This window comes from Promicromonospora sp. NPDC050880, assembly GCF_044456525.1.
In the GTDB taxonomy this organism is placed as follows: Bacteria; Actinomycetota; Actinomycetes; order Actinomycetales; family Cellulomonadaceae; genus Promicromonospora.
The window spans coordinates 71,426-85,795 of the sequence record NZ_JBITFV010000012.1 but is presented as its reverse complement, the minus strand read 5'-3'; the positions used below and the strand labels follow the sequence as shown (position 1 = coordinate 85,795).

The window sequence follows — 14,370 nt, the reverse complement described above, 5'->3', positions numbered from 1 at the left end:
GCGGGTGAATTTCTCGCGTGCCCGGCCAGGAACGTTCGGGTGTGAGCGAATTCTCCCGGCACGTTCGTGCGTGTCGTCCGGCGTGTCGCGGCGGTCCGCACGGCGCGACCGGACAAGACACGACACAATAGGGCTATGTGGTGGTCGGTCATTCTGCTCGTGGTGTGCCTGGTCCTGGCGGTCGGCGTGTTCGTCGTCGCCAGCCAGATGGACGCGCCCTCGAACAAGGCCGAGGACTTCTCGTTCCTCCAGTGGTTCCGGTCGGGTCTCGCGCGTCTGCGGGGTGATCACTCGCGTCGCCGGGACGGTCGCCGGCACGGCGCGTCCGCCGTGGCGACGCACGCGGTGGGTGCTCCGTCCGTCTGGGTCGGCAAGCCGCCCGTGCTCAAGCCCGACACGTCCCCGGTCGACATGGGGATGTCCGAGTTCTTCGCCGCGACCATCGAGTCCAAGCCGGGGTACGTCGACGCGGAGGAGCTCACCGACGTGCTGAACCGTGCGCGGGACCAGGCGCAGAAGACGCTCCACGTGCCGCTGGGCACGGTGCCGCTCAAGCCGGCCAACCTCGTGCCCGGCCAGCTCCGTGCGGTGCGCCCGGTGCGCAGCGTGCAGAAGATCCCGCAGGAGCCGCCGGCGGACCAGGGCCCGGCCCAGGCCGCCAGCTAGCCGGCCGCGGGGGCGCTCGCCCGTTCCGCGGTGTGACAGCCGAGGCTAGAGGACGTGCGCCCGGTCGCGCGGCCGGTGCGTGCAGCGACTTCGGTCAACAGCGTGACGTCCGGCTCGATGTTCGGTCCGGTGCCCTGACTTCGGTCCATCGATCTACCGGTCTCGGGGCAAGGGACCGAGCTCGCGGGAACTGGGCGGGCAACTGACCGAACGAGTCAGCGGTGCCGGGCCGCGGGTGCGGGCCGACCTGCCCGCGAGGGTGCTTCCGCACCGCCCGCGAGGGTGCTTCCGCACCGCCCCGCGCGGGATGAAAGAATCTGGGGCGTGAACGAGCTTCCCTGGATCGAGATCATCTCCGCCGTCGTCGTCCTCGCGGGTGGCGGTGGCGTCGCCGGCCTGCTGGTGGCGCGCCGTCGTCGGCACGACCAGGAACGGGGCGGCGGCACGACCACCCTGGAGCGTGAGCCCGGGACGTCGGCCCAGGCCACCGCGGAGCCTGCGGCGGGCGGCACCGCCACCGCCACCCGGCCGGAGCCCGACGTCGCACCCGAGCCGGCGGCCCCGGCGGTGGAGACGCCCGCCCCGACCGCCGGCCGCCTCGTGCGCCTGCGCGACCGGCTCGCCCGCTCCGGGTCGCCGCTCGGGGCCCGGTTGCTGTCGGTCCTGTCCCGGGACGCGCTGACCGAGGACGACTGGGACGAGATCGAGGAGGAGCTGCTCCTCGCGGACGTCGGCGCGGGCCCCACCACGGAGCTCCTGGACGCGTTGCGCACCAAGGTGCGGGTGCTCGGTGTCCGCGAGCCCGAGGCAGTGCGTGAGCTGCTGCGGTCCGAGCTCGTCACGCTGCTCGACCCGAGCCTGGACCGGACACTGCGCACCGAGCCGACCACGGCGGACGACGGCACCCACCTGCCCGCCGTGACCCTCGTGGTGGGCGTCAACGGCACAGGCAAGACCACCACGGTGGGCAAGCTCGCCCGGGTGCTGGTGGCCGACGGCCGCAGCGTGGTGCTCGGTGCCGCCGACACGTTCCGGGCGGCGGCCGCCGACCAGCTCACCACGTGGGGCAACCGCGTGGGCGTGCCGACCGTGCGGTCGGACCGCGAGGGTGCCGACCCGGCGTCGGTCGCCTTCGAGGCGGTGGCGCGCGGGCGCGACGAGAAGATCGACGTGGTGCTCGTGGACACCGCCGGGCGCCTGCAGAACAAGGCGGGGCTCATGGACGAGCTCGGCAAGATCGTGCGCGTCTCGAGCAAGGTGGTGCCGCCGAGCGAGGTGCTGCTGGTGCTCGACGCGACCACCGGTCAGAACGGGCTGTCGCAGGCCCGGGTGTTCGCGGAGGTCGCCGGCGTGACGGGCATCGTGCTGACCAAGCTGGACGGCACGGCCAAGGGCGGCATCGTGGTGCAGGTGCAGCGGGAGCTCGGCGTGCCGGTCAAGCTGATCGGCCTGGGCGAGGGGCCGGACGACCTGGCGCCGTTCGACGTCGAGGAGTTCGTGGACGGCATTCTCGGCTGAATGCGGGCCGCCTACTGAATGCGGCGTGAATTGTCGTCGGATTGCCTTGTGTCCACCATGCGAGAACGGTGTGTTTCCGGCGGATAGCGCAGGAATCACGATCCCATCACGGTCGATTGAATAATTTCGCCCATTTCGCTCGCGAAATGAGACGTTTACATGCCTCGGCCCTGCGTCACGCATCCGTAACCTCGATGCGGGCCGCGTGTAACGCCTTCCCGGGACGGTAGTCCGCGGTGGGCCGAGTCACCAAGGACCGGTCCGGGGAGAGAGGCAACCGATGGAATTCGAACTGGACAGTGGCAACACTGCCTGGCTGATTACCGCCTCCTCGCTCGTGCTGCTGATGACGCCGGGCCTGGCGTTCTTCTACGGCGGCATGGTGCGTGGCAAGAGCGTTCTGAACATGATGATGATGAGCTTCGCGTCGATCGGCGTCGCGGGACTCGTGTGGGTCGTCTACGGCTACGGGCTCGCGTTCGGCCCGGACCTCGGCGGCTTCATCGGCAACCCGGCCGGCCTGATCGGCCTGACCGTGGACAACGCCGCCAGCCCCACGACGGCCATGGGCATCCCGGCTCTCGTCTTCGCGGGCTTCCAGGCGACCTTCGCCATCATCACCGTGGCGCTCATCTCGGGTGCCATCGCGGATCGCGCCAAGTTCGGCACCTGGGTCGTCTTCACGGCGATCTGGGTCACGATCGTCTACACGCCGCTGGCCCACTGGGTCTGGGGCGGCGGCATGTTCGGCGCCGACGGCTGGCTCGCCTCGGCGCTCTCGCTGCCCATCGACTTCGCCGGCGGCACCGTGGTGCACATCAACGCCGGTGCCGCCGCGCTCGCCCTGGCGCTCATCCTCGGCAAGCGCAAGGGCTTCGGCACGGAGGCCATGCGCCCCCACAACCTGCCGTTCGTCATGCTCGGCGCCGCGCTCCTGTGGTTCGGCTGGTTCGGCTTCAACGCGGGCTCGGAGCTCGCCGCCGACGGCACCGCGGGCCGCGCCTGGGTCAACACCCTCGTGGCGACCGGTGTCGCCATGCTCGGCTGGATGGTCACGGAGAAGTTCCGCGACGGTGCGGCCACCTCGCTCGGCGCCGCGTCCGGCGTCGTCGCCGGTCTGGTCGCGATCACCCCGGCCGCCGGCACGGTGGACAGCTGGGGCGCCATCGTCATCGGCCTGGTCGCCGGTGTCCTGTGCTCCCTCGCGGTGGGCCTCAAGTACAAGTTCGGCTACGACGACTCGCTCGACGTCGTGGGCGTCCACCTGGTCGGTGGCCTCGTCGGTACGGTCCTGATCGGCTTCTTCGCCACCAACGGCCGCTACGACTCGTTCTACTTCGAGGGCTCGCTCAACGGCCTCTTCTACGGTGGTGGCGTCACGCAGCTGATCACGCAGATCGTCGCCGCGCTGATCGCCGTCGTCTACAGCTTCGTGGTCACGGCGGTCATCGCCTACGCCCTCAAGGCGACGATGGGCTGGCGGATCTCCGAGGAGGCCGAGGTCAGCGGTATCGACCTCGCCGTCCACGGCGAGACGGCGTACGAGAACTCCGGTTCCACCATCACCGAGGTGCGCTGACCGTACTACGGTGCAGCGACCAGACTGCTTAGGAGGCAGCGCATGAAGCTTGTCACGGCGGTCCTCCAGCCGCACCGGCTGGATGACGTGAAGACGGCGTTGGAAGGTGTCGGGGTTCGCGGCATGACCGTGAGCGAGGCCAGCGGCTACGGCCGGCAGAAGGGCCACACCGAGGTGTACCGCGGTGCCGAGTACACCGTCGACCTGGTGCCCAAGGTCCGCATCGAGGTCCTCGTCACCGACGCGGACGTCGCGGCGGTCACGGACGCGGTGGTCGGCGCGGCCCAGACCGGCAAGATCGGTGACGGCAAGGTGTGGGTCGTGCCCGTCGAGGACGTGGCTCGCGTCCGCACCGGCGAGCACGGCGACGCCGCCCTCTGACGGGGAGTGTCCGACGTCGCATGACCACTGACCCGGCGTCCGAGGGCGCCCGGGAGCAGGCGGAGGCCCCGCACCCCACCGCAGGGGTGCGGGGCCTCCGTGACGAGCTCCTCACCATCGCCACCGACCTGACCGGTCCGGGTCGCTCCGGCCTGGCCCGGCGCTCCGCCGTCGGCCAGCGGGCGACCGAACGCCTCGGCGCGCTGTTCGCGGAGGCGACGGACGGCGTCGACCCGTCGGGCATCGCCCTGGCGGCCGTCGGCAGCCTCGGGCGTGGGGAGCTCGGCCCCCTCAGCGACCTCGACCTCGTGCTGGTGCACGACGGCCGCACCCACGGCGCCGACGAGCTGAAGCAGGTCGCCGAACGGCTCTGGTACCCGCTGTGGGACTCGGGCGTGGACATCGACCACGCCGTACGGTCCCTGAGCCAGTCCCGCCAGGTGGCCGCGAGCGACCTGCCCGCCGTGATCGGCTGGCTGAGCGTGCGGCCCGTGGCGGGGGACGCCGTCGTCGTGCACCGGGCGGCGTCGGCGGTGCTGACCGACTGGCGCGCCGCCGCGCGGCGGCGCCTGCCCGAGCTCATCTCGTCCACGCGCGACCGCGCGCAGCGTGCGGGGGAGCTCGCCTACCTCATCGAACCCGACCTCAAGGAGGCCCGGGGCGGCATGCGGGACGCCGTGCTGCTCTCCGCGCTGGCCGCGACCTGGCTCACCGACCGCCCGCACGGCGCGGTCGACGCCGCGTACACGCAGCTGCTCGACGTGCGCGACACGCTCCAGGTGGTCACCCGGCGGCGCACCAGCCGCCTGCTGCTGGCGGACCTCGAGGAGGTCGCCGAGCGGACCGGTCACGACGACGGCGACGAGCTCCTGGCGGCCCTGGCCGAGTCGGGCCGCGTCATCTCCTACGCGCTGGACATGACCATCCGGCGGGCGCGCCAGGCGCTGGCCCGTCCGGTGGGCGTGGGCAAGCCGCTCATGGTGCGCGGGCGGCGCACGCCGCCGCGCCTGCGCTCGGTGGGTGACGGCCTGGTGGAGCACGACGGCGAGCTGGTGCTCGGTGTCGGCACCCGCCCGGCCTCGGACCCGCTGCTGCCCCTGCGGGCCGCCGCGACGGCTGCCCGGACGGGCCTCGTGCTGTCCCCGGTGACGATCCGCAGCCTGGAGCAGTGCCCGCCCCTGCCGCAGCCGTGGCCGCCCGCCGCCCGCGAGAGCCTGCTGGCGCTCCTGGGTGCCGGGCCCGCGCAGGTGCCCGTCTGGGAGGCCCTCGACCTCGCCGGCGTGGTCACCTCCTGGTTCCCGGAGTGGGCGGACGTGCGCAACCGGCCGCAGCGCGCGGCCATCCACCGGCACACCGTGGACCGGCACCTCGTGGAGACCGCGGCGGTGGCGGCGAAGCTGCGGCGGCGGTTGCCGGAGGTGGGGTCCCACGGTGGTGCGACGTCGGGCGACCTGCTGCTGCTCGCCGCGCTGCTGCACGACATCGGCAAGGTGCGGGGCGCCGCCGACCACTCCGTGGAGGGTGCCGCGCGGGTGCCGGCCATCCTGGCCCGGGCGGGCTTCGCGCCCGAGGTGGTCGACGACGTCACGCGGCTCGTGCGGCACCACCTCACGCTCGCCGACCTGGCCACGCGGGCCGACCCCGACGACCCGGAGACGGTGACGCGGCTGCTGGACGCCGTGGACCACCGCCGCGACCTGCTCGACGTGCTGCGGGCCCTGACCGAGGCGGACACGACGTCGCTGGGGCCGAAGACCTGGACGGAGTGGCGAGCGCAGCTCGTGGACGGGCTGACCGAGCGGGCGCGCCTCGTGCTCACCCGGTGAGTCAGACCTTTGGTATCGCATTGGTCCGGCGGCTGACCCGGGCTCTTCCTGACGCATAGAACGGGTGTGCGATGTCGGGAGGGCTCGTGACAGGATCATGTGCGTGGCAAGACACACGTCGTTCCGGTTCTGTCTCGATCTGTCGGTCGAGCAGGAACGTGTGCTGTCCCGGCACGTGGGAGCGGCGAGGTTTGCGTACAACCAGGCCCTGCGCTTGCACAAGGATGCTTACGCCGCTGCCCAGCGCGGGCAGACACCCGGGGTGGGGTCGGACGGCGACCCCGGGAACGGCGACGGCCCGCGTGTTGGTCGGGTGCCGTGGACGGGGTTCGACCTCATCAACGTGTTCAACGCCTGGAAAAGGTCCGAGGCCGCTGGACGCCGGTTCCTCGTTGAACCGAGCGGGATTGTGCGCGTGGAGGTGGCCGGCCTGGCGTGGCGGGATCAGGTGTCGTCCGAGGTGTTCGAGGAAGCCACCGTCGATCTCGGCCGCGGGCTGAAAGCGTGGAACGACTCCCGGACCGGTGCCAGGAGGGGGCCGAAGGTCGGGTTCCCGCGGTTCAGGAGGAAGAGCCTGACCGGTGGGTCGTTCCGGATTCGAAACAAGGCCAGGAAGGGTCGGGCCAGCATCCGTTTCGGGGATGGAGGTCACGCCCGGTCGGTGAGATTGCCGAAGATCGGCGTTCTGCGGGTGCGGGAGGACACCCGGCGGTTGCGCAGGATGATCTCCAGGGGCAGGGCGCGGGTCCTGCATGTGACGGTATCCCGTGGGGTGAGCCGATGGTGGATATCGATCACCGTGGAGGCCGCTGACCTGCACCCCGCGGTGCGGCACCTGCCTCAGTCTGCTGAGTCGTCCCCGCAGGTGAGGGCCGACGACTGGGTGGGTGTGGATCGTGGTCTGCACGCCCTGGCTGTCGCGGGCTCGGCTGATGGCGTCGAGGTCCTGCGGGTCACCAATCTGCGTGCCCTACGGCACGGTCTGCCGCGGCTGCGCCACCTGTCCCGGGCCGTGTCGCGCAAGAAGAAGGGATCGAAGAACCGCCAGAAGGCTGCCGTGCGTCTGGGGCGGCAGCATGCCCGGATCCGTGACCGCCGCCACCACACGCTGCACCAGGTCTCGAACCAGCTGGTCAAGAACCACGCCCTGCTGGTCCTGGAAGACCTGAACATCACCGGCATGACGAGCAACCGCAAGCTCTCCCGCGCCGTCTCGGACGCTGCCTGGGGTGAGCTGGCCCGGCAGATCGCCTACAAGCAGGCCTGGCGTGGTGGGCAGGTCCTGGTCGTGGACCGGTGGTTCCCGTCGTCCAAGACGTGCTCGGCCTGCGGCACCCTCCACAAGGGCCTCACGCTCAAGGACCGCACCTTCGGGTGCCGCCAGTGCGGGCTGGTCATGGACCGGGACCTGAATGCCGCAGTGAATCTCGCCGCCTGGGCCGAGAACCACACCCGAACTGTCACCGACGGTGCGGGGCGTGGTGCTGCCCGGGTCGGGGACCGTCAAGCAGCCGGCCCCGTCACCAACGCCTACCGACAGCGCACCCCTACCCAGCCCGGCTCTCGTGGCCGCGGCGGCAAGGGACTGGACGACGTAGGAACCAGCCAGACCGCACCCGCGGCCTGAGACCTGGACGCCCGAGAAGGGCGGTGCCTCACAAACGAATCCGATTGTGGTGCATGCTGGATTAGGCTGTGTCCGTGTTCAACTCCCTGTCCGACCGGCTCACCTCGACGTTCAAGAACCTGCGCACGCGCGGCCGTCTCTCCGAGGCGGACATCGACGCGACCGTGCGGGAGATCCGCCGCGCCCTCCTGGACGCGGACGTCGCGGTGCCCGTGGTGCGGGAGTTCACCGCCGCGGTGCGCGAGCGGGCGCTCTCCTCGGAGGTCTCGGGTGCGCTGAACCCGGCGCAGCAGGTCGTCAAGATCGTCAACGAGGAGCTCGTCGACATCCTCGGCGGCGCCACCCGGCCGCTGACGCTCGCCAAGACGCCGCCCACCGTGATCATGCTCGCGGGTCTGCAGGGTGCCGGTAAGACCACCCTGGCCGGCAAGCTCGCGCACGCGCTCAAGGGGCAGGGGCACACGCCGCTGCTGGTCGCCGCCGACCTCCAGCGCCCGAACGCCGTGACCCAGCTCTCCGTGGTGGCCGAGCGGGCGGGCGTGCCCGTCTTCGCGCCGCACCCCGGCAACACCTCGGACGCCGACGACCCGGCCGCCGACGCGCCCCTGATCGGCGACCCGGTCGGCGTGGCCCGCGACGGTGTCGCGTTCGCCAAGGAGCGCCAGCACGACGTCGTGATCGTGGACACCGCCGGACGCCTCGGCATCGACCAGGTGCTCATGCAGCAGGCCGCGGACATCCGTGCCGCGGTGAACCCGGACGAGGTCCTGTTCGTCATCGACGCGATGATCGGTCAGGACGCGGTGAACACCGCCAAGGCGTTCGCCGACGGCGTCGACTTCACCGGCGTCGTCCTGTCCAAGCTGGACGGCGACGCGCGCGGTGGTGCCGCGCTGTCGGTCGCGAAGGTGACCGGCCGGCCCATCATGTTCGCGTCCACCGGCGAGAAGCTGACGGACTTCGAGGTCTTCCACCCCGACCGCATGGCGAGCCGCATCCTCGACATGGGTGACGTGCTCACCCTGATCGAGCAGGCCGAGAAGGCGTTCGACGCCGAGCAGGCCGAGAAGATGGCCGGCAAGCTCGCCAGCGGCCAGGACTTCACGCTCGCGGACTTCCTGGTGCAGATGCAGCAGCTGAAGAACATGGGCTCGATGAAGAAGATGCTCGGCATGCTGCCGGGCATGGCGCAGATGCGGGACCAGCTCGACCAGTTCGACGAGCGCGAGGTGGGCCGCATCGAGGCGATCATCCACTCGATGACGCCCGCCGAGCGCGACAACCCGAAGATCATCAACGGTTCGCGCCGCGCGCGCATCGCCAAGGGTTCCGGCACCACCACGACGGCCATCAACCAGCTCCTGGAGCGGTTCGAGAACGCGCAGAAGATGATGCGCCAGATGTCCAAGGGCGGCGGCCTGGGCCCGGGCGGGATGCCCGCCATGCCGGGTGGCCCCGGCATGGGCATGGGCAAGAAGTCGCGCGGCAAGACCCAGCCGCCCAAGAAGGCCAAGAAGGGCAAGTCCGGGAACCCGGCCAAGCGTGCCCAGCAGGAGAAGGAAGCGATGCAGCGTGCGCTCGGCGGCGGGCCGGCCACGTCCGTCTCGTCCGCGCCGGCGGGTTCGGCCTTCGGCGTCGCCCCGAAGAAGGACGAGACGCCCGACCTGAGCAACCTCGAGCTGCCGCCGGGCCTGGAGAAGTTCCTGGGTCGGTGAGGTCGGCGGTGCGCGCCGTCCGCCGGGTGGTTCCGGCGGGCGGGCCGACGGTGGTGCGGTGCGGGGCGTGTCCACAGGGTGAATCGGGGAGAGCGAAGGAGCCGCATGTCTGCGCTGGAAGGTCCGACCGCGGCGATCCGTGGGCACATCCTGCTCGGTGACGACCGCGAGGCCGAGGAGATCTGGGTCCGCTCGGGCCGGGTGAGCCTCACGCGGCCGTCGGCGCAGGGCACCAACATGCGGGTGCTGGAGGGCTGGGCCCTGCCCGGTCTGGTGGACGTGCACTGCCACATCGGGCTGGCCGCCGACGGCGCCGTGCCGGTCGAGGAGGCGGAGAAGCAGGCGGTCGCGGACCGTGACTCGGGCGTGCTCCTGGTCCGGGACGCGGGCTCGCCGCTGGACACCGCCTGGGTGCACGACCGTCCCGACCTGCCGCACCTGCTCCGCGCGGGCACGCACCTCGCGCGCCCCAAGCGGTACCTGCGCAACTACGGGCTGGAGCTGGAGTCCCCGGACCTGCTCCCCGACGCCGTCCGCACGCAGGCGCGCCGCGGCGACGGCTGGGTCAAGCTCGTGGGCGACTGGATCGATCGCACCCTGGGGGCCGACGGCGACCTGCGGCCGCTCTGGTCGGACGAGCTGCTGGCCGAGGCCGTCGCGGTGGCGCACGCCGAGGCCTCGCGGGTGACCGTGCACGCCTTCGCCACCGAGACGATCGACGGGCTGCTGGCGGCCGGCGTCGACTGCATCGAGCACGGTACGGGCATGACGGCCGAGCACATGGCCCTCGCCGCGGAACGCGGTGTCGCGGTGACGCCCACGATGCTGCAGATCGGGCAGTTCGAGAACATCGCCGCGCAGGCGGACGGCAAGTACCCCGTGTACGCGGAGCGGATGCGCACCATGTACGCCCGCCGGTACGAGCACGTGCGGAACCTGTACGACGCCGGGGTGCGGCTCCTGGTCGGCACCGACGCGGGTGGCACCATCTCGCACGGCCGGATCGCCGACGAGTGCGCGGAGCTGGTGGCGGCGGGGATCCCGCCGGCCGAGGTCGTGGCGATGGCCTCGTGGCGGGCCCGCGAGTACCTGGGGTTCGGGGCGGTGGTGGAGGGCTCCAGCGCGGACCTCGTGGTGTACCCGGCCGACCCGCGCGAGGACATCGAGGTGCTGCGGCACCCCACGGCGGTGGTGCTGCGCGGCGTCGTCTACCCGGCCGCAGGCTGACGGGTCGCGCGGGCGTGTCGCGACCGCGCGGTGTGAGGCACGCCTGGTTGGTGAGGCCCTCCGCGGTCTGGCACAATATGCGGGTACTCGGCGTGCCCGGACCCCTCTCACCCGGTCAGGTCGTGTCCCGGTCCCACCCACTGCGTCACCCCACGTCGCGGTGCACGGGCCATCCCATTCAGAACCAGGAGTGACCACTTCGTGGCCGTCAAGATTCGTCTCAAGCGCCTCGGCAAGATCCGGGCCCCGTACTACCGTGTCGTCGTCGCCGACTCGCGCACCAAGCGCGACGGTCGCGTGATCGAGGAGATCGGCAAGTACCACCCGACCGAGGAGCCGTCGCTCATCGAGATCAAGTCGGAGCGCGCGCAGTACTGGCTCGGCGTCGGCGCTCAGCCGACCGAGCAGGTCGCCGCTCTCCTCAAGGTGACCGGTGACTGGCAGAAGTTCAAGGGCCTGCCGGGTGCCGAGGGCACCCTGAAGGTCAAGGGCGAGAAGGCCGACGCCGCCGCCGCGATCGAGGCCGTGCACGCCGACGCCGAGAAGGCCAAGGCCAAGGCTGCCGAGAAGGCTGCCGCTGCCGCCGCCGAGGCTCCGGCCGAGCCGGCCGAGGGCGACGAGGCCTGATGCTCTCGGAGGCCCTCGAGCACCTGGTGCGCGGCATCGTGGACAACCCGGACGACGTACGCGTCTCCGCGAAGACGCTGCGCCGTGGTGACCTGCTCGAGGTCCGTGTGCACCCCGACGACCTGGGCCGTGTCATCGGCCGGGGTGGTCGCACGGCGCGCGCCCTGCGCACCGTGATCGGTGCGCTCGCCACCGACGGCCCGGTGCGGGTCGACGTCGTGGACGTCGACCGGCGCTGACCGCTCGGTACCCAGCACGACGACGAGGCCCGGTCCGGACGTGGACCGGGCCTCGCTCATCTTCGAGGAGAGACATGCAGCTCACCGTGGCCCGCGTCACCAAGGCGCACGGGCTCAAGGGCGAGGTGGCCCTGGACCTGCGCACGGACGAGCCGGAGGTCCGGCTCGCCGTCGGCGAGCGGCTGGAGACGGTGCCCGCCGACGCGGGTCCGCTCACGGTGACGCACGCCCGGCAGCACCAGGGGCGGTGGCTGGTGACGTTCGCCGAGGTGCCCGACCGGAACTCGGCCGAGGAGCTGCGGGGCGTCGAGCTCGTCGTCGAGGCGGACGTCTCCGACGAGGAGGACGCCTGGTACCCGCACGAGCTGGCGGGCCTGCGCGCCGAGCTGGAGGACGGCACCGTGGTGGGCACCGTCGTCACGCTGGAGTACCTGCCGGCACACGAGGCCCTGCTCGTCGAGGAGACGCTGCCCGACGGCGGCACGGCCCGCACCCTGGTGCCGTTCGTGATGGCGATCGTGCCCGTGGTCGACGTCGCCGGCGGTCGCGTCGTGCTCACGCCGCCCGGCGGCCTGCTCGCGCGGGACGCGGACGCCGCGATCGTGGACCGGGCCGACGACGTCGACGGCGAGGACGGCTGACGTGCGGGTCGACGTCGTCTCGATCTTTCCCGACTACCTGTCGGTGCTCGACCTGTCGCTGGTCGGCAAGGCGCGGCAGCGGGGCCTGCTGGACCTGCGGGTGCACGACCTGCGGGACTGGACCACCGACCGGCACCGCACCGTGGACGACACACCGTTTGGCGGGGGAGCGGGCATGGTCATGCGGCCCGACGTGTGGGGCGTCGCCCTGGACGACGTGCTGACGCCGGGTGCGCAGCTCATCGTCCCCACGCCGTCGGGCGAGGTGTTCACCCAGCGGCACGCCGAGGAGCTGGCGACGGCCGAGCAGCTCGTGTTCGCGTGCGGGCGCTACGAGGGCATCGACGCCCGCGTCGCCGAGCACTACCGCGCCGCCGGGGTCACCGTGCGGGAGCTCTCGATCGGCGACTACGTGCTCAACGGCGGCGAGGTCGCCTCGCTCGTGATGATCGAGGCCGTCGCGCGGCTGGTGCCCGGCATGGTCGGCAACCCGGAGTCCCTGGTCGAGGAGTCGCACGGTGCCGCGGGCCTGCTCGAGTACCCCGTGTACACGAAGCCGCCGGCGTGGGCGGACCTGGAGATCCCGGAGGTGCTGCTGTCGGGGCACCACGCACGGATCGAGCGCTGGCGCCGGGACCGGGCCCTGGAGCGGACCGCCGCGCGCCGGCCGGACATGATCGCGGCCCTGGACCCCGCGGGCCTGGACAAGCACGACCTGGCGCTGCTGGCGGAGCTGGGCTGGGTGCCCGGGCCCGACGGGAACGCGCTGGTGCGGGCCTGACATCACACACGTACGTGTCGGTGCGGACACGCATGTGTGGCAGAATGAGCCGTTGGTGCGTCGCCGGTCAGGTCTCTGCCACAGGGGACGACCGGGGCGGGCAACCGTCCCTGACCGGGTCAAGCCGCACCATCATCCTCACCCTTCCGGGACCCTGGCGGCCGCACGGCCGCGGCAGGGCCCACGATATTCGCGCCTGACCTGTGGCAGGCCCGGAGAGAACGATGCAGAAGCTCGACATGATCGACGCCGCCTCGCTGCGGTCCGACATCCCGGCGTTCCGCGCCGGTGACACCGTCAAGGTCAACGTCAAGGTCGTCGAGGGCAACCGCTCTCGCGTCCAGGCGTTCCAGGGCGTCGTCATCTCCCGCCACGGCGGTGGAATCGGCGAGACGTTCGCGGTTCGCAAGGTCAGCTTCGGTGTGGGCGTGGAGCGCAAGTTCCCGCTGCACGCGCCGACCATCGAGTCGATCGAGGTCGTCACCCGTGGTGACGTGCGTCGCGCGAAGCTGTACTACCTGCGCGAGCTGCGCGGCAAGAAGGCGAAGATCCGCGAGAAGCGCGAGGTCTGACGCTTCCGAGCGTTCCCGTGTCGGCCGTCACCCTCTGTCGGAGGGTGGCGGCCGATGCCGCGCCTGCCCCGTTCTGTGGTGATATCAGACGGGGTCGGTGTGGGCTCGCGAGGCCGTTTCGCCGCGGGCACCGAGAGGTGACAGAGTTACCCTCGTGACGAGTTTCGACCGGGTGGCACCGCCCACCCCTACCGATGGGACGCCGTTGAGCGCAGCAGATCCGTGGGGCAACAGCGGGGCGCATCGTCGGGACGGGGCCGCGCACGGTCGTGCGCCGAAGCAGCAGTCGGGCGTTCTCGCGATGCTGCGGGAGATCGGCATCATCGTGGTCAGCGCGCTGGTGCTGTCGTGGCTGATCAAGACCTTCCTGGTGCAGCCGTTCTACATCCCGAGCGCCTCCATGGAGGACACGCTGACGCAGGGTGACCGCGTCATGGCGTCGCGGCTGACGCCCGGCCCGTTCGACCTGGAGCACGGGGACATCGTCGTCTTCGTGGACCCGGGTGACTGGCTCCCGCCGTACGTGCCGCCGGAGCGCGGGCCGATCGGCGACGCCGCCGTGTCGTTCCTGACCACGGTGGGCCTGCTGCCGCAGGACACCGGTGACCACCTCATCAAGCGCCTGATCGGGCTGCCCGGCGACACGGTGGAGTGCTGCGACGCCGAGGGGCGCGTCTCGGTGAACGGCACGCCGATCGACGAGACGTACATCAAGCCGGGGTCGATCCCGAGCCAGGACTCGTTCGAGGTCACGGTGCCCGACGGCATGCTGTGGGTCATGGGCGACAACCGGCAGAACTCGCAGGACTCGCGGTACAACCGCGGCAAGCCGGGCGGCGGGTTCGTCCCCGTCGAGAACGTCGTGGGCACGGCGTTCGCCACCGTGTGGCCGCTGGACCGGCTGAACTGGCACAGCACCCCGTCCGACGTCTTCGCGAACGTTCCCGACGAGCCACCCGCGGGGGAGTAGG

14 protein-coding genes are annotated in these 14,370 nt (G+C 71.6%); all 14 read left to right on the top strand.

Annotation, left to right across the window (positions count from 1 at the left end; all coding sequences use genetic code 11):
- Window positions 1-135: 135 nt before the first annotated feature.
- The 14 genes from ACIBBF_RS18535 to lepB all read left to right on the top strand — a co-directional run bounded on the left by ACIBBF_RS18535 (window position 136) and on the right by lepB (window position 14,369).
- Window positions 136-666: a hypothetical protein gene (locus tag ACIBBF_RS18535; RefSeq protein ID WP_397416119.1), complete on the top strand. Its 531-nt coding sequence runs from the start codon at window positions 136-138 to the stop codon at window positions 664-666.
- A gap of 324 nt (window positions 667-990) precedes the next feature.
- Entirely contained in the window at window positions 991-2,184 is a 1,194-nt protein-coding gene (gene ftsY / locus ACIBBF_RS18530; protein ID WP_397416115.1) for a signal recognition particle-docking protein FtsY, read from the top strand.
- Between the two features lie 280 nt (window positions 2,185-2,464).
- Complete coding sequence (locus tag ACIBBF_RS18525) at window positions 2,465-3,763, top strand: ammonium transporter (RefSeq protein ID WP_397416113.1); 1,299 nt, start codon at window positions 2,465-2,467, stop codon at window positions 3,761-3,763.
- A gap of 42 nt (window positions 3,764-3,805) precedes the next feature.
- Window positions 3,806-4,144: a P-II family nitrogen regulator gene (locus ACIBBF_RS18520; RefSeq protein WP_397416111.1), complete on the top strand. Its 339-nt coding sequence runs from the start codon at window positions 3,806-3,808 to the stop codon at window positions 4,142-4,144.
- Window positions 4,145-4,164: 20 nt separating this feature from the next.
- On the top strand, window positions 4,165-5,970 hold the full coding sequence (locus ACIBBF_RS18515) for an HD domain-containing protein (protein ID WP_397416109.1): 1,806 nt from the start codon (window positions 4,165-4,167) through the stop codon (window positions 5,968-5,970).
- A 103-nt stretch (window positions 5,971-6,073) separates the two neighbouring features.
- The gene (locus tag ACIBBF_RS18510) at window positions 6,074-7,597 is read left to right on the top strand and encodes an RNA-guided endonuclease InsQ/TnpB family protein (protein ID WP_397416107.1); all 1,524 of its coding nucleotides are present in this window, start codon (window positions 6,074-6,076) and stop codon (window positions 7,595-7,597) included.
- Window positions 7,598-7,671: 74 nt separating this feature from the next.
- Entirely contained in the window at window positions 7,672-9,312 is a 1,641-nt protein-coding gene (gene ffh / locus ACIBBF_RS18505; protein ID WP_397416104.1) for a signal recognition particle protein, read from the top strand.
- Window positions 9,313-9,417: 105 nt separating this feature from the next.
- Window positions 9,418-10,539, top strand: coding sequence for an amidohydrolase family protein (locus ACIBBF_RS18500; RefSeq protein WP_397416102.1), 1,122 nt, complete (start codon window positions 9,418-9,420; stop codon window positions 10,537-10,539).
- 201 nt (window positions 10,540-10,740) lie between these two features.
- Window positions 10,741-11,166: a 30S ribosomal protein S16 gene (gene rpsP, locus ACIBBF_RS18495; RefSeq protein ID WP_397416100.1), complete on the top strand. Its 426-nt coding sequence runs from the start codon at window positions 10,741-10,743 to the stop codon at window positions 11,164-11,166.
- On the top strand, window positions 11,166-11,405 hold the full coding sequence (locus ACIBBF_RS18490) for an RNA-binding protein (RefSeq protein WP_119138001.1): 240 nt from the start codon (window positions 11,166-11,168) through the stop codon (window positions 11,403-11,405). The genes rpsP and ACIBBF_RS18490 overlap by 1 nt, the downstream gene beginning before the upstream one ends.
- Before the next feature lie 74 nt (window positions 11,406-11,479).
- On the top strand, window positions 11,480-12,046 hold the full coding sequence (gene rimM / locus ACIBBF_RS18485) for a ribosome maturation factor RimM (RefSeq protein ID WP_397416097.1): 567 nt from the start codon (window positions 11,480-11,482) through the stop codon (window positions 12,044-12,046).
- A 1-nt stretch (window position 12,047) separates the two neighbouring features.
- Window positions 12,048-12,827 (top strand): tRNA (guanosine(37)-N1)-methyltransferase TrmD, encoded by a 780-nt coding sequence (gene trmD, locus ACIBBF_RS18480; RefSeq protein ID WP_397416095.1) that lies wholly within the window; start codon window positions 12,048-12,050, stop codon window positions 12,825-12,827.
- A 224-nt stretch (window positions 12,828-13,051) separates the two neighbouring features.
- Entirely contained in the window at window positions 13,052-13,399 is a 348-nt protein-coding gene (rplS, locus tag ACIBBF_RS18475) for a 50S ribosomal protein L19 (RefSeq protein WP_397416093.1), read from the top strand.
- Between the two features lie 205 nt (window positions 13,400-13,604).
- Window positions 13,605-14,369 (top strand): signal peptidase I, encoded by a 765-nt coding sequence (lepB, locus tag ACIBBF_RS18470; protein WP_397416091.1) that lies wholly within the window; start codon window positions 13,605-13,607, stop codon window positions 14,367-14,369.
- The last annotated feature ends 1 nt before the right edge of the window (window position 14,370 follow it).

Coding starts and splice junctions, on each gene's coding strand:
- ACIBBF_RS18525 (WP_397416113.1), top strand. CDS start 2,465: ATGGAATTCGAACTGGACAGTGGCAACACTGCCTGGCTGATTACCGCC.
- rplS (WP_397416093.1), top strand. CDS start 13,052: ATGCAGAAGCTCGACATGATCGACGCCGCCTCGCTGCGGTCCGACATC.
- ACIBBF_RS18535 (WP_397416119.1), top strand. CDS start 136: ATGTGGTGGTCGGTCATTCTGCTCGTGGTGTGCCTGGTCCTGGCGGTC.
- ACIBBF_RS18520 (WP_397416111.1), top strand. CDS start 3,806: ATGAAGCTTGTCACGGCGGTCCTCCAGCCGCACCGGCTGGATGACGTG.
- rimM (WP_397416097.1), top strand. CDS start 11,480: ATGCAGCTCACCGTGGCCCGCGTCACCAAGGCGCACGGGCTCAAGGGC.
- ACIBBF_RS18500 (WP_397416102.1), top strand. CDS start 9,418: ATGTCTGCGCTGGAAGGTCCGACCGCGGCGATCCGTGGGCACATCCTG.
- ACIBBF_RS18490 (WP_119138001.1), top strand. CDS start 11,166: ATGCTCTCGGAGGCCCTCGAGCACCTGGTGCGCGGCATCGTGGACAAC.
- ACIBBF_RS18515 (WP_397416109.1), top strand. CDS start 4,165: ATGACCACTGACCCGGCGTCCGAGGGCGCCCGGGAGCAGGCGGAGGCC.